Raw genomic sequence first — 19656 nt, forward strand, 5'->3', positions numbered from 1 at the left:
GCGCATAGCGTGCCTTTTGTTTAGATTCTGTAGAGTCGGCAAGATTAATTCAAGCGGTTGCGGTCGTCATCGTCTTTACGTTCAAACTCGCCTTCGAACGTATTGCCGTCACCTTGCTGATCATGAGGCCTCGCTGAAACGGGTCATGCTCAAAAGGGTTCGGGCCACTTGAGAAACCGCCATGAAAACCTTGGCTTCCCATAGATTTCACGACCATCTTGCTCATCAAGTATTTTGCAATTACGGCTCTTGGAGCAGGTAGCAGCACCAGCATGCCAAATGCATCGGTCATGAAGCCTGGAGTCAGAAGTAGCACCCCTGATACCGCTAGCATCACGCCTTCAAAAATTTGTTGCGCCGGAAGTTCACCTTGCTGCAGGCGATTCTGCACAGAAAGAAGGGTTTGAATACCTTGCTTCGCACGAGTGAAGCACCAACAAATGCAGTCAGTAATACCAAGCCAATCGTCGGCCACAAACCTAAATAATCACCAACTTGAATGAATAGGCCAATTTCGACAATCGGTACGCAAATAAAGAGTAATAATAAGATAGGAAACACACGCCCTCCTTTGTTCTAACCAGTGTAAGCCGAAAAGGACAAAGAGCTCAAATACAAGCTGTAAAAAAGCATGAAATTTGCCTGATTTTTACTTAAAAACAGTTATTCAATAAGGATTTATCGTGACAATCATTTACTGTACAAATGAAAGTGCAAAATAGTGATCCACTTACTATTTTTATGCGCTAAGTACAGTATTATGTGCTTCAGAAGTCAGGACGGATTTTCCAGCCAAACACTCTGACGAATGGATTCTTAGAACGCAGAAATGGCTAAATAACACCTAAATTATCAGAATAATTATCTAAGGATCCTGTTATGGCTACCCACACTCCTCTAGCGAACGCTAACGCTCAGCCAACTCGTATCGAAGAAGACCTATTAGGTGAACGCCACGTCCCTGCCGACGCTTACTACGGCATTCATACCCTTCGCGCTATCGAAAACTTCAACATCTCAAATGTGACCATCTCTGACGTGCCAGAATTCGTGCGCGGCATGGTGATGACCAAGAAAGCAGCCGCATTGGCAAACAAAGAACTTGGCGCGATTCCAAGTGAAGTGGCGAAGTACATTATCCAAGCCTGTGACCTCATTTTGGAAACGGGCAAGTGCATGGACCAGTTCCCATCAGACGTTTTTCAAGGCGGCGCTGGCACATCGGTGAACATGAACACCAACGAAGTGATTGCCAACGTAGCACTAGAGTTGATGGGTAAAGAGAAAGGCCAATACGAGTTCATTAATCCAAATGACCACGTAAACAAGAGCCAATCGACCAACTGTGCCTACCCAACCGGCTTTAGAATCTCGGTTTACAACAGTGTAGTAAAACTGGTTGAAGCCATTGAATATCTAAAAGGCGCGTTCGAGCTTAAGAGCCAAGAATTTAATACCGTGTTGAAGATGGGCCGTACCCAGCTACAAGACGCGGTGCCAATGACCGTCGGCCAAGAGTTTCACGCTTGGGCAGTGACGCTTAATGAAGAGATCCGTGCTCTAGAGTACACATCTAAGCTACTGCTTGAAGTCAACCTAGGTGCAACAGCTATCGGTACTGGCCTTAACGCACCAGCTGGCTACCAAGCCGCCGCCGTTAAGCACCTTGCAGAAGTGACAGGCTTAGACTGCGTTCCTGCTGAAGACTTGATTGAAGCGACTTCGGATTGTGGCGCTTATGTAATGACTCACGGTGCGCTAAAACGCCTGGCGGTGAAGCTATCTAAGATCTGTAACGACTTGCGTCTACTTTCTTCTGGCCCGCGTTCAGGTCTTAACGAGTTGAACCTTCCAGAGCTGCAAGCAGGCTCTTCAATCATGCCAGCTAAAGTGAACCCTGTTGTCCCTGAAGTTGTGAACCAAGTGTGTTTCAAAGTACTGGGTAACGACAACACCATCTCTTTCGCAGCAGAAGGTGGTCAGCTACAACTTAACGTCATGGAGCCTGTGATTGCACAAAGCATGTTTGAGTCATTGGATATCCTAACCAATGCCTGCGTGAACTTACGTGACAAGTGTATCGATGGTATTACCGTGAACAAAGAGGTGTGTGAAGGCTACGTTTACAACTCTATCGGTATTGTGACTTACCTAAATCCATATATCGGCCATCATGAAGGTGACATCGTCGGTAAAATCTGTGCTGAAACAGGTAAAAGTGTCCGCGAAGTTGTACTAGAACGTGGATTGCTCTCTGAAGATGAACTGGATGACATTCTTTCAGTTGAAAACTTCATGCATCCAACGTATAAAGCCAAGCGTTTCGAATAAATGCACATTTGAAGGGTCCCAAACGGGGCCCTTTTTTGAGCTCAATCTCGCATCTCTATGTCCAACAATCAACATATGGGTGCAATTATTCAAATGCTTGGTTCCTTTGCCGTGCATTTCGATAATTTAATCTTAAGAAATGGAAATGAGGTATTAATATGGTAGCGGTCGAACTCTTTGTCGTTCTGCTCTTTATTTATCTAGGGGCAAGAATCGGCGGTATTGGTATTGGTTTAGCAGGTGGTGCAGGTGTTATAGCGCTATCACTGATAATGGGCGTGCCAACTAGCCAAGCTTTCATCCCAATTGATGTTATCTTGATCATCATGTCAGTGATTACTGCTATTGCCGCAATGCAAGTCGCGGGCGGTATGGACTGGCTGGTTCAAATCGCAGAAAACTTCCTGCGCAAAAATCCCGAACGTATTACCTTTTACGCGCCAATCGTCACTTTCTTAATGACGCTGATGGCGGGTACGGGTCATACCGCGTTCTCGACACTACCAGTCATCGCAGAAGTAGCAAAAGGCCAAGGTGTACGCCCATCGCGTCCACTGTCTATTGCCGTTGTTGCTTCTCAAATTGCCATTACAGCATCGCCAATCTCAGCGGCCGTTGTGGCATTCGCAGCCATGCTGGCACCATTTGGCGTTGACTACCTAACGCTATTAGCGGTTTGTATTCCAACCACGTTCATCGCTTGTATGGTGGGTGCGTTCGTGGCTAACTTTATGGGTAGTGAGCTAAAAGATGACCCGGTTTACCAAGAGCGTTTGGAAAAAGGCCTCATCAAGCTCGCGACGGACAAGCAACGTGAAATCTTGCCTACGGCGAAGACAGCAACTTACATTTTCCTAGCAGCGATTGGTTTCGTGGTTTGTTACGCAGCTGCAATTTCAGGCTCTGTAGGCCTTATCGAGAACCCAGCTCTTGGCCGTAATGAAGCGATCATGACCTTCATGCTAGCCGCTGCTGCTGCAATCGTTCTATTCACTAAGATCGACGCATCAAAAATCCCATCTGCAGCGACTTTCCGCTCTGGTATGACAGCCTGTGTGTGTGTTCTTGGTGTCGCTTGGCTAGGTTCAACGTTCGTTAACGCACACGTTGACGGCATCAAAGAAATCGCTGGCGACCTGCTTTCTGATTACCCTTGGATGCTTGCTATGGTGCTGTTCTTTGCCTCTATGCTGCTTTACTCTCAAGGTGCAACAACAGTTGCGCTAATGCCTGCAGCATTGGCAATTGGCGTGGCACCATTAACAGCTGTTGCCTCATTTGCAGCGGTAAGTGCACTGTTCGTACTTCCAACTTACCCAACCTTGTTGCTGCGGTTGAGATGGATGACACGGGCTCAACGCGAATTGGCCAATATGTATTTAACCACCCGTTCTTCATTCCGGGTGTGGTCACTATCTCTACAGCGGTAGGTTTAGGTTTTGCCTTCGGCGGCCTATTTATCTAAACACTTCTGTACGAAGACTAACTTAGTGCAGATATAGATAAACAATCAACATGATCTTACAAGGGAGCTTCGGCTCCCTTTATTTTTTATCAGTACGATGAAACTATTTCGCTCGCGAACCTGTCCTATTAGGTTAAGATAACAGCAACTTAAACGATTATTGGATATTCATGCGCTTACTTGTCTCTTTGCTTATTTTCTGCGCCTCAATCGTCGCACTGCCTGCTCACGCTCTGTTTGGTAACAATCAAGCGACCCTAGATTTTGATACCAACAACAGCTTTGTGCCTGTAGACATCGCTTTCCCATTTGACCCTCAACAAGAGGGCGAGACGCTTTATCTCGACTGGCAAGTTAAGCAAGGTTACTACCTTTACCAAGAGAGGCTGTCCATCTCACCCAGCAATGTGACGATCGGCGAACAGCTCATGCGCAATGGCGAGCCTTACCACGATGAATTCTTTGGTGATGTGAATATCTACACTGACCCACTGTTGGTCACGATTCCGCTCAGTGATTACCAAGAAGGTGCACAGGTCATCGTGCAGTATCAAGGCTGCGCGCAAGCTGGCTTCTGTTACCCACCAGAAACACGTGTTATCGATATTCAACCTTTCGGTAACTCAAGCTCAAGCCCTCAAAATGCAAACTCCCCAGAAGCAACGGCGATTTCAGAGAAAGACAACCAACAGCTTACGTCTACAAACAACCAGACATCGGCCTCTCAAACTGATATTCCGGTTTCGCGCGAGGTAGGCTTAGCAGGTAACTTGGCTGAGAAATGGTGGACTCCACTACTCTTTTTAGCTCTCGGAGTTGGCCTTGCCTTTACTCCGTGTGTGCTGCCGATGTACCCAATCTTGACCAGCATTGTACTGGGTGGCGGCAAGCTAAGTCAGAAACGCGCATTGGGTTTATCCATTATCTACGTTCAAGGTATGGCGCTGACTTACACATTGCTCGGGCTCGTTGTAGCTTCTGCTGGCCTGCAGTTCCAAGCCGCGATGCAGCATCCGTATGTACTGATCGGTTTGAGCATCCTGTTCGTTGCGCTCGCGTTGTCGATGTTTGGCGTGTACAGCTTGCAACTGCCATCGTCAGTACAAACTTGGCTTAACAACCTAAGTAACAAGCAAAAAGGCGGGAGCAATGCAGGCGTCTTCGCCATGGGCGCTATCTCTGGCTTAGTTTGTTCACCGTGCACCACAGCGCCGCTTTCTGGTGCACTACTCTACGTAGCGCAAAGTGGTGATCTACTCACTGGGGGGTGGCCCTTTACGCGCTAGCCATGGGGATGGGCATCCCACTGATCCTAGCTGCAGTATTTGGTAACAAGCTTCTCCCTACCGCAGGCGCTTGGATGAATACCGTAAAAACGTTATTCGGGTTTATCTTACTGGCCGCGCCAATCTTCCTACTTGAGCGTATTTTGCCAGAGCTTTGGTCGACTATCCTTTGGTCTGCTCTAGGTATCATCGCCTTTAGCTGGCTGTATCACATTAAAAATCGCCTTGAATTTGGTGGTTGGAAACAAAGTGCCGTGGGCATTATTGCGGTATTAGGTTTGTTTGCTTCCGCGCAGCCTGCCCTGAACTATTGGTTTAGTGGTGGCTCGCATAACACTCAAGCTGCGACCATTGAGTTTCAACGTATCACAACCGTCACTGATTTAGAGCAGCAGTTAGAGCTGGCGAAACAAGCTGGCAAACCAGTGATGCTCGACTTCTATGCCGACTGGTGTGTCGCGTGTAAAGAATTCGAGAAGTACACCTTCCACGATCCAAGCGTTGAGAAAAAACTGCAAAACTTCATATTGCTCCAAGCTGACGTAACCCGTAACCAAGTACAGGACATTGAACTGCTGCAGTCACTCAAAGTACTTGGCCTACCGACTATTGAATTTTGGGATGCACAAGGCAATCATATTCCAGCAGCGCGTCTAACGGGCTTTATGGCCGCCGAGCCATTTGAAAACCATATTGAGCGTTTTATCAGCGAAAACTAATTGCTAAGCTAGGCATACTCAACCTGATGAAGTGCACTACTCAACACTTCATCACCCTAAATCAATCATCAATAAAGGGATGACTATGTCTAGCAAAGTGTACGTTTTAGCGCAATTTAAGGCCAAACCAGGCAAAGAAGCTGAACTGTTCGAGGTATTAAAAGCCCTAGAGCCGGACTCGCTTCGCGAAGAGGGGTGCCTACAGTATCTTCTGACACGTCAAATCGACCACCCAAGTGCGACACGTACTGACTACAGCATCGTCTTCAATGAAGTATGGACGGATAAAGAGAGCTGGTCTGCTCATGGTCGTCGTAAGCAAATTCAACACTTCTTTGAAACCCAAGTACAGGCAGAAACCGGCCTTGTCGAAGACGCCATTGTTACTGCTTACAGTGATGAAGCGGAAGACTACGACGCGCCAATCTTTGAATAACAACAAGTTACCTTCGCCTCTAATATTTCATGAGAGGTCTTAAGAGTTGGGCTAGATACCCAACTCTTTCACATTTTAGGAATAAAAATCAGTCAATAAGCGTCGAAAGGTTGTTGGAATTACGACCAAATGGTAATACTAACTAAACACGCTATAAGAAGTAATTAGTCATGGATTCGACCTACTCCATCATCATTGCTGATGACCACCCGCTGTTTCGAAATGCACTCTTCCAATCCGTTCATATGGCGGTGAGTGGCGCGAACTTGTTAGAAGCCGATTCTCTCGACGCGTTATTGTCTTTGTTAGAAAAAGAAGAAGAACCGGATCTGTTGCTTCTGGATCTCAAAATGCCAGGTGCAAATGGTATGTCGGGTCTGATCCAGCTTCGTGCGGAGTATCCTGATTTACCGATCGTGGTGGTGTCGGCCAGTGAAGAGCCTGCCGTCGTGACTCAAGTAAAGAGCCACGGAGCCTTTGGATTTATTCCTAAGTCGAGCGATATGCGTGAGCTGGTAAGCGCCCTAAATCAAGTACTCAACGGCGAACCATTCTTTCCAGAAGGTTCGATTACCAATAGCGCAGCGTGTGATGATTTAGCAGAGAAGATTGCCGCACTCACACCTCAACAATACAAAGTGTTGGGTATGCTCTCCGATGGTCTACTAAACAAGCAGATCGCTTATGAACTCAATGTTTCCGAAGCGACCATCAAAGCCCATATGACCGCGATTTTCCGCAAACTAGGGGTAAAAAACCGTACTCAAGCCGTAATCTTGCTACAAGAGATCCACAATTAGTGGCTCTCTTGAGCCTCATCTGATTCCGGTAGACATAAACCTAGTTTCACCACTTCGTGCTCATCAAGTCTGCTACCACCCAAGTGATATCGTGCCACTCAAAGCTATCACCCAAAACTGGGTACATTCCTAGCTGCTGATCAACCAGCTCTTTCAGCGACATCTTGCCATCTTCCTCTGTACCCAACTCGATACCGTAATATTCGCTGACGTTAGCCACAGATTGAGTCACGTCTAAGAAGAAATCCCCGAAGAAGCGCGCCGCCTCTTCCGATTCGGGCGCTTCACTAAATAGCGTACTTAAACTATCCAGATCATGGTCTTGGCCCAACACACATAGAGTGTCGTAAGCTTCTAGCACTGTGCTACCCGATGGGTGAAGCAGTTTGTCATCTCTAAAAAGCGCAGTAATTCGCGTCCCCTCAGGCATTGATAGCCTTTTTAGCGGCTCACCCACACACCACTTCTCTGGCTTAAGTTTATAAACGAACATTTCCCATTCACTAGTAGGGAAGATCTCTACGCCCGTTCGGTAAATTGGCGTTGGCTTTGGAGGAAGCGTCACTTGAGCTAAACCGGCCACTTTCATCAAACTGCCGCCTTGCACAATCAAAGAGACCATGACCACGAAGAAAGCGATATTGAAATAGAGCTGTGCATTCTCAAGCCCTGCCATCATAGGGAAAACCGCCAAAATGATCGGAACCGCACCGCGCAAACCGACCCAAGAGACAAACCAACGCTCTTTGGTGGTAAACGTTTTAAAAGGCGATAAGCAATCCATACCGACAATGGGCGTGCAAACAGAATCATGCCAAAGGCAAGCGCCAATGCAGGTAGCGCAATTTCCATCAAAGTAGATGGCGTAACCAGTAGGCCAAGTACCAAAAACATCACGATTTGGCTCAGCCATGTCATCCCATCAAGCACATTAAGAATCGAGTGACGTGCGCGAGTTGGTCGATTGCCGATATACAAACCAACAAGGTAGATCGTTAATATTCCACTACCACCCAACATGCTGGAGAATGCAAACAGAGCGACCCCGCCACTTAATACCAGAATTGAATAAAGCCCGTCGGCCAATTGCATGCGATTGACCAAACTCCACAGCAACCAGCCACCAGCAAACCCGACAATCGTTCCAACACCGAACTGCATCACGAAACTCTTAATGAGGAAGCTTGCCCCCATGTCTGCCCCTGGATTGCCGAGTAGTGCGATCAAAGTAACGGTTAAAAACACCGCCATTGGGTCATTGGTGCCAGACTCGATTTCCAATGTAGAGCCAACACGCTCATTCAAACTTTGACCTTTTAACAGAGAAAACACCGCTGCCGCATCGGTAGAGCCAACGATCGCCCCCACTAAAATACCTTGCATTAAAGTCAGGTCGAACAACCAAGCTGCCATTAGGCCAGTCATAGTTGCGGTGAGTGCAACGCCGATGGTTGCAAGAGATAAAGAAGGCCAAAATGCCACTTTGAAACTGGCGACTTTGGTGCGCATCCCACCATCGAGAAGAATAACGGCGAGCGCAAGGTTACTGACTAAATAGGTCAGAGAGTAATCATCAAAGGCGATACCGCCAGGGCCATCTTCACCGGCCAGCATGCCAACAAAGAGAAAGATTACGAGAATGGGGACGCCAATACGAGAGGAAAATTGGGAAAGTAACACACTCGCGGCAATGAGCACTGCTCCCGTTAGAAATAAGTGATTAATGGTGACTGCGTCCAATTCTTCCCCCAATAAAACCGTATGTTGCGTACATATACCCAAGTGACTTCAAGATGCAGGATTCAGAGCGAATCACGGGTTCCAGTTCAAGGCAAATGACACAGCGGAATAACAGGTTCTGTCCAAATCATTTAACGCAGAAATTGAGCCAGTGATTCGCTCCCGAAGGGCGAGTTTGCCTAGCTCGCATACTTTGTTAACGATTCTCAATTTAGAACCATTAGATTTTCCAATCGTTGCCGCGTTTGCAAACTAGGCAACTCTCGCTGAGCCACGCATCTTGAGGTTACTTGGGTATAAGCCACTATACCAAACAATTACCTGTATGAGCGGAATTGATAGTATTCAATGCCCTGTTTCTCGAAAAATAGTTGTTAATATTTAAGACTCTCACCTTAAATACCCTCCAGATCTTAGACCTTAGGCTAATTTAACATCAAATTAACATCACACTTTTTTGCTCAAACTACCCTAAGTCGCGGTTTAACCGCCATTTCTGCCTATTTTTTGCCCGACTAAAGTTGCACAGATCTGTTGACTCTACGCTGCTATCTTAGAAATCGTAACATTACGTTAACACAATAATTCTTTTAAAACGGAAACGAAAGGAGAAGGCCATGGCGTTTGAAAATCAGGATAAAGCCAAAGCTACTGGGATAAAAACGTAAAACTCATGATATCGCTTATGGTTATCTGGTTTGTCGTTTCATTCGGCTGCGGCATCTTATTTGTCGATCAACTTAATCAATTTCAACTAGGTGGATACAAACTAGGATTCTGGTTTGCTCAACAAGGCTCTATCTATGCCTTCCTAGGTATTATTTTCTACTACGCGTGGAAGATGCGCCAAATTGACCGTGAATTCGGCGTAGATGAGTAAGGAGTAACTCAGATGGATTTGAAAACTATCACTTACCTCGTGGTTGGTGCGACCTTCATCCTTTACATTGGTATTGCGATTTGGGCACGTGCAGGATCAACCAAAGAGTTCTATGTTGCAGGCGGTGGTGTAAACCCAATCGCTAACGGCATGGCAACAGCTGCAGACTGGATGTCAGCGGCATCATTCATTTCGATGGCGGGTCTTATTGCTTTATGGGTTACGGCGGTTCCGTATTCCTAATGGGCTGGACTGGCGGTTACGTACTTCTAGCACTACTACTTGCACCTTACCTACGTAAGTTCGGCAAGTTCACTGTACCAGAGTTCGTAGGTGAACGTTTCTACTCAAACACAGCGCGTATCGTAGCGGTTGTGTGTCTGATCATCGCGTCGGTAACGTACGTAATCGGTCAGATGAAAGGGGTTGGCGTTGCGTTTGGTCGCTTCCTAGAAGTGGATTACTCGACAGGCCTTCTAATTGGTATGTGTATCGTATTCATGTACGCGGTAATGGGCGGTATGAAAGGGATCACTTACACGCAGATTGCTCAATATTGCGTACTCATTTTAGCTTACACTATCCCTGCAATCTTTATCTCTCTGCAACTAACAGGTCACCCTCTACCTCAGATCGGTCTAGGTAGTACCATACAAGGGACCGATGTCTATCTGCTCGATAGGCTCGACCAAGTGGTCACCGAACTCGGATTTACTGAGTACACCACCCAAGTCAGGGGCGATACACTCAACATGTTCGTGTACACCATGTCTCTAATGATCGGTACTGCGGGTCTACCTCACGTAATCATCCGTTTCTTCACTGTACCTAAAGTGCGTGATGCTCGTACATCAGCAGGTTGGGCACTGGTATTCATCGCGATTCTATACACAACTGCACCAGCAGTATCTGCGATGGCTCGTCTGAACCTAATGGATACAGTAAACCCTGCGCCAGGTCAGCACCTTGCTTATGATGAGCGTCCAGACTGGTTCAAGAACTGGGAGAAAACAGGCTTACTTGGCTTTGAAGACAAGAACGGCGATGGCAACATCCAGTACACGTCTAGCGCAGAGACTAACGAGCTAAAAGTTGACCGTGACATCATGGTATTGGCTAACCCTGAGATTGCAAAACTACCTAACTGGGTTATCGCATTGGTGGCAGCCGGCGGTCTTGCAGCCGCACTATCAACAGCAGCGGGTCTATTGTTGGCTATCTCGTCCGCCATATCCCATGACTTAATCAAAGGCGTTATCAATCCAAACATATCCGAGAAGAAAGAGCTGCTCGCCAGTCGAATCTCCATGGCGGTGGCCATCGCGGTGGCCGGTTACCTTGGTCTCAATCCGCCAGGCTTTGCAGCCGGTACGGTAGCACTGGCCTTCGGTCTCGCCGCATCCTCAATCTTCCCTGCACTGATGATGGGTATCTTCAGCAAGGGCATTAACAAAGAAGGTGCAATCGCGGGTATGATTGCGGGTATCAGTATCACTCTATTCTACGTATTCCAGCACAAAGGTATTCTATTCGTTGCTGACTGGACTTACCTAGAAAGCTGGGGCAGCAACTGGTTCCTAGGCATTGAGCCAAACGCATTCGGTGCAATTGGTGCGGTATTTAACTTCATCGTGGCATTCGCGGTATCGAAAGTAACAGCTGAAACACCACAAGAAGTGAAAGATTTGGTTGAACACGTACGTGTACCAGCAGGCGCTGGCGGTGCTGTAGACCACTAAAATCTAACCCAACCCACAAAAGCCCCTTCGGGGGCTTTTTTATTCTAAAATTTCAGTTACCGTAATCGATGCCTGTTGCAGCAAGGAAGCCAAGATGTTCAAAAATAAGCACTTTATCGTTGCGTTATTAATCGCCCCTATTCTCTCTTTGATCGCCTATTTCGGGACGGATATGGCCCTTAGTGAAAAGCCACATGCGGCAAAAGAGGGCGAGAGCTATAAACTCGCTGCGAAATCTAACTGTCGCTATACCAGTGGTTTGTGCGACTTTGAAAACGGTGACTTTAAAGTGAAGTTCCGCTCAGAAAAACTCACCGCTGATAGCGTCGAGCTGTCATTAAAGTCAGTGTTTCCACTAGAAGGCATCAAGGTTTCATTAGTGGAAAGCCAAGAGCACAACGCTCAACCTATCGATATGATTCGCGCAGACCAAGCTGGCGAAAACTGGTATATCACTTTGCCGAAACCAACATCAGAAGAGGGTTGGCTACGTGTTGCCGCTCAATCCGATGGCACCCTTTACTACGGTGAAACTCAAGCCGTATTTGTGAAATACGAAACCTTGTTTACCGAAGAAGAAAGCAACTAGTTGGTATAAAATCCAAACATTAAAAAGGGGTAGCTTATTTAGCTACCCCTTTTTGCATGAAAACGATTTTCTATGCTCTATTCAATACCGCCCTGAGTTTAAGCGGTTTGACGGGTTTAGGAATAAAACTAAACCCATTTGACTGAATACCTTCAAGCATATCAGGAGTTCGGTCAGCACTGATGATCACACCCTTAAAGCTGTCACCCAACCTTAAGCGGCACTGCTGTAGGACTTCTAATCCAGTTCGACCATTGTCGAGGCGATAATCCGACAAGATCACATCAGGAATCCACCCTTTCTCTAGGATCTTAAGACTTTCGACTAAATCCAAAGAGGTTTGAACATCACAGCCCCAGCGAGCAAGTAGATTCTCCATACCCACTAAGATCTCTTGCTCGTTATCTACACACAGCACTTTCAAGTGACTTAAGTCCGACACTTGCGCTGCTGGCGCAACCACAGGCACAGCTTGCGGCTCATTGGCTCTTGGCAGAGTAATAGAGAACACGCTGCCTTGCTCAGGCCACGAACGCATTGAAATCGTGTGCTCAAGCACGTGTGCAATGCCTTTTGAAATCGCTAGCCCTAACCCCAAACCTTGGTCAGAACGTATTTGGCTGCCACGAGTAAACTCTTCGAAGATCTCTTGCTGCTTATCTTCATCGATACCCATACCGTTATCCCAAACTTCAATACTGACTTGATCGTTGACTCGGCGCACACCCAACACCACTTTGCCTTTCGGGCTATAACGGAACGCGTTAGTCAAAAAGTTCTGAATCACCCGGCGCAACAATTTAGGGTCAGACTGTACAAACAAGGAGGATGGAATCATTTCAAACTGAATGCCTTGCTGCTTCGCCAGTGCGCTAAATTCCGCATCAAGATTATTCAGTACATCTCGCACCGCAAAGGCATGCACATTGATATCTAACTTGCCCGATTCCAAACGTGAGATATCCAGTAAGTCTCCAATCAAATCTTCCGCAGCGCCAAGAGCACTTTCAATATGCGCTGAGAGCTTTTTCACCTCTTGTTCTTGTGCCACTTCCGAAAGAGAAGAAGCAAACAGGCGCGCGGCATTGAGTGGCTGCATTAAGTCATGGCTCACCGCGGCCAAGAAACGCGATTTAGACTGCGATTCGCGCTCCGAACGCTGAGTGGCCGACACCAACTGCTTGTTCAATTGCTCAAGCTCTTGGGTACGAGCATGCACACGTTCTTCCAAAGTTTCGTTAGCTTCTTTTAGCGCTTGCTCGGCATCCCTAAACACCGTGATATCGGTAAAGCTCATTACAAACCCGCCGCCCGGCATGGGGTTTCCTTGCACCTCTATCACTCGTCCATCTGGTCTCACTCGAGAAGAGGTATGCCTTGTGCCTTGCTCCAAGTGGAACACGCGGCGACGCACATGCTCTTCTGGGTCACCAGGGCCGCATAAACCTTGCTCAGCATTGTGCCGAATCACATCAGCAATCGGCCGACCCACTTGTATCAATCCAGCCGGGAAAGTGAACAGTTCCAAGTAGCGCTGATTCCACGCCACAAGTCTTAGCTGTTTATCGACCACAGCAATGCCCTGCCCAATGTGCTCAATCGCACCTTGCAGTAATCCGCGGCTGAAGTCGTACAGCTCAGAAGCTTCATCAACAATGGTCGCCACTTCTTCCAACTGCATATTTCTGCCTTGAAGAGCAGAAGTAAGGACTAACTTCGCAGAAGAGGCACCAAACACCCCCGCCAGTACACGTTCCGTGTGGCGAATTAAGGTGGCAGGTGCTTGCTGATTCGGGAGTAGCGTCTCACGTTGTTGCTGCCAGTATTGTGAAAAGGCGCTTCGAACACGCGTGCGGCCGACAAATCGGGAGGCTAACATTTCCAGTTCTGCCACCGTCACTCGGCTTTGATACAAGCTGATATTTTCGCTTTCAGGTAGCGGCGTTCCGACAAAAGATGCCGACTGTAAGCGCTCACTTAGGCTAGAGCGGGTAAGCAAAGAGATGACTACATAGCAAAGGGCATTGCTCACCACACTTAGCAGCATACCCCAATCAGAACCACTAATGCCTCGCTCACTGAACCAGTCAGGTGGCGAAATAAGCCATAACAGCATGTTGCTGTCTGCATCGCCTGCCAGCATGTTGGTTTGGCTCATCAGAGTGATTAACCAAATAGTAAAACCTACCGCCAAGCCAACATAAACCCCTTTACGATTACCCTGACGCCAGTACATACCGCCAATTAAGGCAGGCGCGAACTGGGTAATGGCGGCAAACGAGAGAAAACCTATCGCCGAAAGTGAGTGAATACTTCCCAACGCCTGGTAAAACGCCCATGCGCCAAGCAGCAGCAGTAAAATAAGCGCGCGGCGGATGATAAGCAGCAACCCTGAAAAGTGCTTGTGGTTACGATTGGTTAATCGCATACGGCGCAGCAGCAGTGGCATAACTAAATCGTTCGACACCATGATTGCCAACGCAATGGTTGAAACGATCACCATACCACTGGCCGCCGACGTACCGCCTAAAAACGCCAGCAACGCAATATCATCGGCACCTACCGACATCGGTACGCTAATCACATAGGTATCTGCTGGGCTGCCAGATAGCATACTTTGCCCTACCCATGCGATTGGAAGCACGAAGATGCCCATTAGAATCAGATACAGAGGGAAGAGCCATCTTGCGGTATGCAGATCTTGCGCTCGTTCGTTCTCCACCACCATGGTGTGAAACTGACGCGGCAGACACAAGATCGCCATCATAGTCAGGCCGGTATGAATTAACAGTGTTGGGATATTCGGAGATTGATAGGTTTGCTTGGCCATTTGAACCAAGTCGACTTCCGCTCGTTTAAACGCCAAATAAACAATGAAAAAGCCAACACCGAGAAACGCCACCAGCTTAACAATCGATTCAAACGCAATCGCCATCATCATGCCACGGTGATGTTCGGTGTTGTCGATATGACGGGTACCAAACAGCATGGTGAACATAGCCAAAGCGCCGACTACAAACCAAGAGACATGGTAGTCCTGATAGCCAAAATCGCTGGCAAGATTAGGCGCAACAATTTCCAGCCCCATGGTAATACCACGAAGCTGCAATGCGATATAAGGCAGTATACCAACCACTGCAATCAGAGTGACCACTACCGCAAGGCCTTGAGACTTGCCATATCGAGCGGCGATAAAGTCAGCAATTGAGGTAATATGCTCACGCTTTGCAATCAGAATTAATCGCGCAATGACTCGCCACCCCAAGGTGAACATTATGATGGGGGCGATATAAATAGGAAGAAATGACCAAGGGTTGCTGCTAGCTTGCCCAACCGTTCCGTAGAAGGTCCATGAAGTACAATAAACAGCGATCGACAGGCTGTAGATCCACGGGCGCCACTTGGCTAACCATTGGGTTTGCCTATCCCCATACCAGGCAATAATAAACAGTACACCCAGATAAGCGAGTGAGACGGGAACGACGAGCCAACCTTGCATTAGAAATCCTTTCTAAAAAATAAAAGCTCTCCATCAGAAGGAGAGCTTTTATTTAACAAGGGTTACTTTTTAAACTCAATCAGCACGGTTTAATTCTGTGCTTTCGGCTCCGCTTTAACGACAACTGGAGCCTGCTCGTCTTTAGTCGCTTCATCAACTTTAAAGAACAGTGCCAATACGCCCATGCCCGCCATTACCCAGAAAATGTTAGCACCCCAGTTCTCGTAGCCCCAGCCACTCAAAGCCGTCATTAAGGCGATAAATGCGCCGAGCGGTAACGCGTTATACAGAGCCTGCAGTGCAACCATCTTGTTAGACTCGGCACTTTGGATGTACTGAATTGCCGCAATATGCGCCATCGCAAAGGTAACACCATGAAGTAATTGAATAAGAATCAGCGCAAAGATCGATGTAGTTGAAGCGGTTAAGCCCCAACGCAGCATCACCCCAGCTGCCGCGACAACAAACAAGGTTCGCAATGCCCATCCAGAAAACAGACGCTTACTGAAGGCAAAAACAGCCACTTCAGCTACCACACCCAAACTCCACAGATAACCAATGGTACTTTCGGCGTGGCCGGCGTCTTTCCAGTGGATCGCACTAAAACTGTAGTACGCAGCGTGGCTACCTTGAATCAACGCAACAAGAATAAGGAACTTGACCACTGGCCACTCGGTAAGGAGTTTGGAAAGCTTTGGACGAACTTGCTCGGTTTCGGTTTCGCTCACCGGCATTACCGATGGGTTACGCATACCCAGTAGCAAAGACCCCAACACACCAAATAATGCCGTGTAGACAATCATGTCGATTCCATAGCGCGCTACCAAGAATCCGACTACGGTTGAACCCGCGATAAAAGCCACCGAACCCCACAGGCGAGTTCGGCCGTAATCCAACATTTTCAAACGTGAATAGTGGTTAGCCATCGCATCAGACAAGGGAACAATCGGGCCACAGCAGAGATTAAACAACACCGTCGCAACCGCCATCAGCCAGAAGCTACCGCCAGTAAAGAAGTGGAAGGCGATAAAGACTAAAGAGGCGACACTCAACCAACGCAAGGCAGGGATTAAATGCTCTACTCGGTGAATGCGAGGGGTAATCACCAAGTTAGCCACACAGCGCGTCGCAAAACCCAAACCGACCAATAAGCCGATATCTGTCGCGGTCACTCCTTGCCCTTCAAACCATAAGGCCCAGAAAGGAAGGTAAACACCATAAGCGAAGAAAAAGCCGATGAAATATTGGGATATCCAGCCATAAGGCGATGGGTTGAGCATTTTGATGTCCTACTGCGTGATGGGAGGGTCAGAACAAGTGCGCACATTATGACGAGATCTCTCTCGCAGAAAAAGGGAATAATCTTTCATCCTCTCTTTCCTTATTCATACCCCCTCCTTAAGGCTATTAGACCAAAGTCGTCTGGAGCAACCGCCCTTTTTTGTCACACTTAACTGGTGGTCATATCATTAATAATGAGAGCACTATGCCTGATAAATTCAACATGAAAGCTCCGCCTTTTGATAGGCTGAACCAACAGCAACAAAACACCCTTCGTTCTTCTCTGGATGTCGCCTATTTTCGCGCCAAAGAGCTGCTGCTTCAGTGTGACCAAAGCTGTGCCCATCTGCACATTCTGATAAAGGGCGCGGTGGAAGAACGTTCTGGTGATGGCAAAGAGATATTCGCACACTACGCTAACGATGATATGTTCGATGTCCGTTCCCTGTTTGAAGAGACCACACGGCATCAATATGTCGCCCTAGAAGACACCCTTTGCTATCTGCTGCCTAAACAAGTTTTTCTCGATCTCTACTATGAAAATGGCCAGTTCGCCGCGTACTTTGATAACAACCTCGCCAAACGCCAACAGCTTATTGAGGCCGCTCAGCAACAACAAAATTTGGCTGAGTTTATCCTCACCAAAGTAGACAGCAGTATCTATCACCCTCCCATGCTACTTTCGCCCGAGCAACCACTGCGAGAAGTCACTCAGCAACTGAAAGATAATGGATTGGATGCAGCCTTAGTTGAGCTAGCCAAAGATGATAGTCGCTTGAATGACCACCAGCACGCACATCCCTACGGCATTGTGACTAGAACCAACATGCTACACGCCGTTATGCTCGACGACCACCCATTGGATACCCCAGTCGGCGATATCGCTACCTTCCCCGTTCAGCACGTTGATGATGGCGACTTCCTGTTTAACGCCATGATCACCATGACGCGAAATCGAATGAAGCGGCTGATGGTATGCCAAGGCTCCGAAGCGGTCGGCATGTTGGATATGACGCAGATCCTCAGTGCCTTTTCCACCCACTCGCATGTGCTGACTTTGTCTATTGCTCGCGCCACATCCATCGAAGAGCTTGCGTTGGCCTCAAACAAACAGCGTCAGCTGGTCGAAAGCTTATTAAATAATGGGATTCGCACTCGCTTTATCATGGAGCTGATCTCTGCCGTTAATGAACACATCATAGAGAAAGCGTTTGAACTGGTAGTGCCGCCTGCGCTGCACAATCAATGCTGTTTGGTGGTGTTAGGCTCAGAAGGGCGCGGTGAGCAGATCCTCAAAACCGATCAAGACAATGCACTCGTTCTCCAAGATGGGCTCGATTGGCCACAATGTGAAACGGTGATGAACCAACTGACTCATACCCTACAGCAGCTCGGTTACCCGCTCTGCCCGGGCAATGTGATGGTCAACAATCCGCAATGGGTGAAAACACAGTCTGAATGGAAAGCTACTGTCAGCCAATGGTCGAAACCAAGCTCAGCAGAACATGTAATGAATCTCGCTATATTTACGGATGTTCATGCCGTGGCAGGAAACAAAGCGCTGTTGGAACCTATTGAGCAGCACCTTACTCAAATTATGTTCAATAACATGCTCGCTCTTCAAGACTTCTCGCGCCCTGCTCTTCAATTCTCACTACCACTCACTCTGTTTGGTAACGTCAAAAAAGACAAACAAGGTGTGGATGTCAAAAGTGGTGGTATCTTCCCTATTGTCCATGGAATTCGCACTCTGGCATTAGAGTATGGAATTGAAGAAAAGAACACCTTTGAGCGTATTGAAGCGCTGCGAACAAAGAAAATTCTCGAACCAGACACCGCAGACAACTTAAGCGAGGCGTTAAAGCTTCTATTTAAGCTTCGTCTCAACCAGCAACTTACGCACCAACACAGTCATAACCGAATTGACCTAAAGCAACTGGATCGCACCGAGCGCGATTTGCTGCGCCACAGCCTACACGTGGTGAAAAAATTTAAGCAGTTCTTGGGCTATCATTATCAAATAAGAGATTGAGGGCGCGGTATGAATTGGTTACAACGCCGATATTGGCATTACAAACTCAAAAGGCTCTGATTATCGACCACTGTTTGCCTCGGTACAAAAAGGCGAATATGTTTCGCTCGACTGCGAAACCACCAGCCTAGACCCCAATCGTGCAGAACTGGTGACCATCGCGGCCACCAAGATCATCGACAATCGAATTATTACCAGTAAACCATTCGAGGTCAGGCTCAGAGCACCGCAATCCCTCGATTCCGGCTCGGTGAAGATTCATCATATTCGCCACCAAGATTTGGTCGATGGCATCGATGAAAAGCAAGCACTCATCCAATTGCTCGAATTTATCGGTAATCGCCCACTGGTTGGCTATCACATTCGCTACGACAAAAAGATTCTCGATCTCGCTTGCCGCAAACAATTAGGCTTTCCGTTGCCGAACCCTTTGATAGAGGTGAGCCAGATCTATCATGACAAATTAGAAAAGCACCTGCCCAACGCCTACTTCGACCTTAGCTTAGACGCGATCTGTAAGCATTTAGATCTACCAATGCAAAACAAACATGATGCTCTTCAAGACGCCATTTCAGCCGCTTTAGTATTTGTTCGCCTGACAAAAGGCGATTTGCCTAGCTTTAACCTGCCCTATAACCGCTGATCCTTGAGACACAGCTCTAAGTTTTCGAGCTTAGTTCGCTAATATACAAAGGATCTCCCTCTCTCATCCTAAAGTCTAATTGTGGAAAAACGCCCGCTGTCAGAGAGTTATAAATACAGACATTCAATCGTGCTCAGATGAGCCATTAGTCATTAATTCAATAATCAATGCCTACATCAAATGGAAGAAGCTTTGTTCAGTTGAACGAAGCGCAAG

The 19656-nt window shown here is 47.5% G+C and carries 7 protein-coding genes and 7 pseudogenes; 10 read left to right on the forward strand and 4 right to left on the reverse strand.

Annotation, left to right across the window (positions count from 1 at the left end; translation table 11 throughout):
• Positions 1-44: 44 nt before the first annotated feature.
• Positions 45-561: pseudogene (locus tag UA76_RS08070) on the reverse strand (FxsA family protein).
• 318 nt (positions 562-879) lie between these two features.
• Between UA76_RS08070 and aspA the strand changes: the two are divergent.
• From aspA to UA76_RS08095, 5 genes and pseudogenes are all read left to right on the forward strand, one after another.
• The gene (aspA, locus tag UA76_RS08075; RefSeq protein WP_047044762.1) at positions 880-2331 is read left to right on the forward strand and encodes an aspartate ammonia-lyase; all 1452 of its coding nucleotides are present in this window, start codon (positions 880-882) and stop codon (positions 2329-2331) included.
• A gap of 158 nt (positions 2332-2489) precedes the next feature.
• Positions 2490-3796 (forward strand): annotated as a pseudogene (locus UA76_RS08080) (anaerobic C4-dicarboxylate transporter).
• A 170-nt stretch (positions 3797-3966) separates the two neighbouring features.
• Positions 3967-5801 (forward strand): annotated as a pseudogene (locus UA76_RS08085) (protein-disulfide reductase DsbD).
• A gap of 85 nt (positions 5802-5886) precedes the next feature.
• Positions 5887-6237, forward strand: coding sequence for a putative quinol monooxygenase (locus tag UA76_RS08090; protein ID WP_047044765.1), 351 nt, complete (start codon positions 5887-5889; stop codon positions 6235-6237).
• A 170-nt stretch (positions 6238-6407) separates the two neighbouring features.
• Positions 6408-7037 (forward strand): response regulator transcription factor, encoded by a 630-nt coding sequence (locus tag UA76_RS08095; RefSeq protein WP_047044767.1) that lies wholly within the window; start codon positions 6408-6410, stop codon positions 7035-7037.
• On the opposite strand, the pseudogene UA76_RS08100 reads toward UA76_RS08095, so the two are convergent.
• A pseudogene (locus UA76_RS08100) lies at positions 7034-8777 on the reverse strand (potassium/proton antiporter). The gene UA76_RS08095 and the pseudogene UA76_RS08100 sit on opposite strands and share 4 nt — an antisense overlap.
• A gap of 617 nt (positions 8778-9394) precedes the next feature.
• Between UA76_RS08100 and UA76_RS08105 the strand changes: the two are divergent.
• From UA76_RS08105 to UA76_RS08115, 3 genes and pseudogenes are all read left to right on the forward strand, one after another.
• Positions 9395-9657 (forward strand): annotated as a pseudogene (locus UA76_RS08105) (DUF4212 domain-containing protein).
• Between the two features lie 12 nt (positions 9658-9669).
• A pseudogene (locus UA76_RS08110) lies at positions 9670-11396 on the forward strand (sodium:solute symporter family protein).
• A 94-nt stretch (positions 11397-11490) separates the two neighbouring features.
• The gene (locus UA76_RS08115) at positions 11491-11985 is read left to right on the forward strand and encodes a hypothetical protein (protein WP_047044769.1); all 495 of its coding nucleotides are present in this window, start codon (positions 11491-11493) and stop codon (positions 11983-11985) included.
• 70 nt (positions 11986-12055) lie between these two features.
• On the opposite strand, the gene UA76_RS08120 is transcribed toward UA76_RS08115, so the two are convergent.
• Positions 12056-15484 (reverse strand): hybrid sensor histidine kinase/response regulator, encoded by a 3429-nt coding sequence (locus UA76_RS08120; protein ID WP_047044772.1) that lies wholly within the window; start codon positions 15482-15484, stop codon positions 12056-12058.
• Positions 15485-15573: 89 nt separating this feature from the next.
• Positions 15574-16764 carry a 3-phenylpropionate MFS transporter gene (locus UA76_RS08125; RefSeq protein ID WP_047044775.1) on the reverse strand — a complete coding sequence of 397 codons (1191 nt, stop codon included), beginning with the start codon at positions 16762-16764 and terminating at the stop codon, positions 15574-15576.
• A gap of 206 nt (positions 16765-16970) precedes the next feature.
• Here UA76_RS08125 and UA76_RS08130 point away from each other — a divergent pair, with 206 nt between their 5' ends.
• The gene (locus UA76_RS08130) at positions 16971-18797 is read left to right on the forward strand and encodes a DUF294 nucleotidyltransferase-like domain-containing protein (protein WP_047044780.1); all 1827 of its coding nucleotides are present in this window, start codon (positions 16971-16973) and stop codon (positions 18795-18797) included.
• Positions 18798-18806: 9 nt separating this feature from the next.
• Positions 18807-19440 (forward strand): annotated as a pseudogene (locus tag UA76_RS08135) (3'-5' exonuclease).
• Positions 19441-19656 lie beyond the last annotated feature (216 nt).

The sequence above is a fragment of the Vibrio mexicanus genome (assembly GCF_001012815.1).
GTDB classification, from domain to species: Bacteria; Pseudomonadota; Gammaproteobacteria; order Enterobacterales; family Vibrionaceae; genus Vibrio; species Vibrio mexicanus.

Coding starts and splice junctions, on each gene's coding strand:
- UA76_RS08130 (WP_047044780.1), top strand. CDS start 16,971: ATGCCTGATAAATTCAACATGAAAGCTCCGCCTTTTGATAGGCTGAAC.
- UA76_RS08090 (WP_047044765.1), top strand. CDS start 5,887: ATGTCTAGCAAAGTGTACGTTTTAGCGCAATTTAAGGCCAAACCAGGC.
- UA76_RS08120 (WP_047044772.1), bottom strand. CDS start 15,484: ATGCAAGGTTGGCTCGTCGTTCCCGTCTCACTCGCTTATCTGGGTGTA.
- UA76_RS08115 (WP_047044769.1), top strand. CDS start 11,491: ATGTTCAAAAATAAGCACTTTATCGTTGCGTTATTAATCGCCCCTATT.
- UA76_RS08125 (WP_047044775.1), bottom strand. CDS start 16,764: ATGCTCAACCCATCGCCTTATGGCTGGATATCCCAATATTTCATCGGC.
- UA76_RS08095 (WP_047044767.1), top strand. CDS start 6,408: ATGGATTCGACCTACTCCATCATCATTGCTGATGACCACCCGCTGTTT.
- aspA (WP_047044762.1), top strand. CDS start 880: ATGGCTACCCACACTCCTCTAGCGAACGCTAACGCTCAGCCAACTCGT.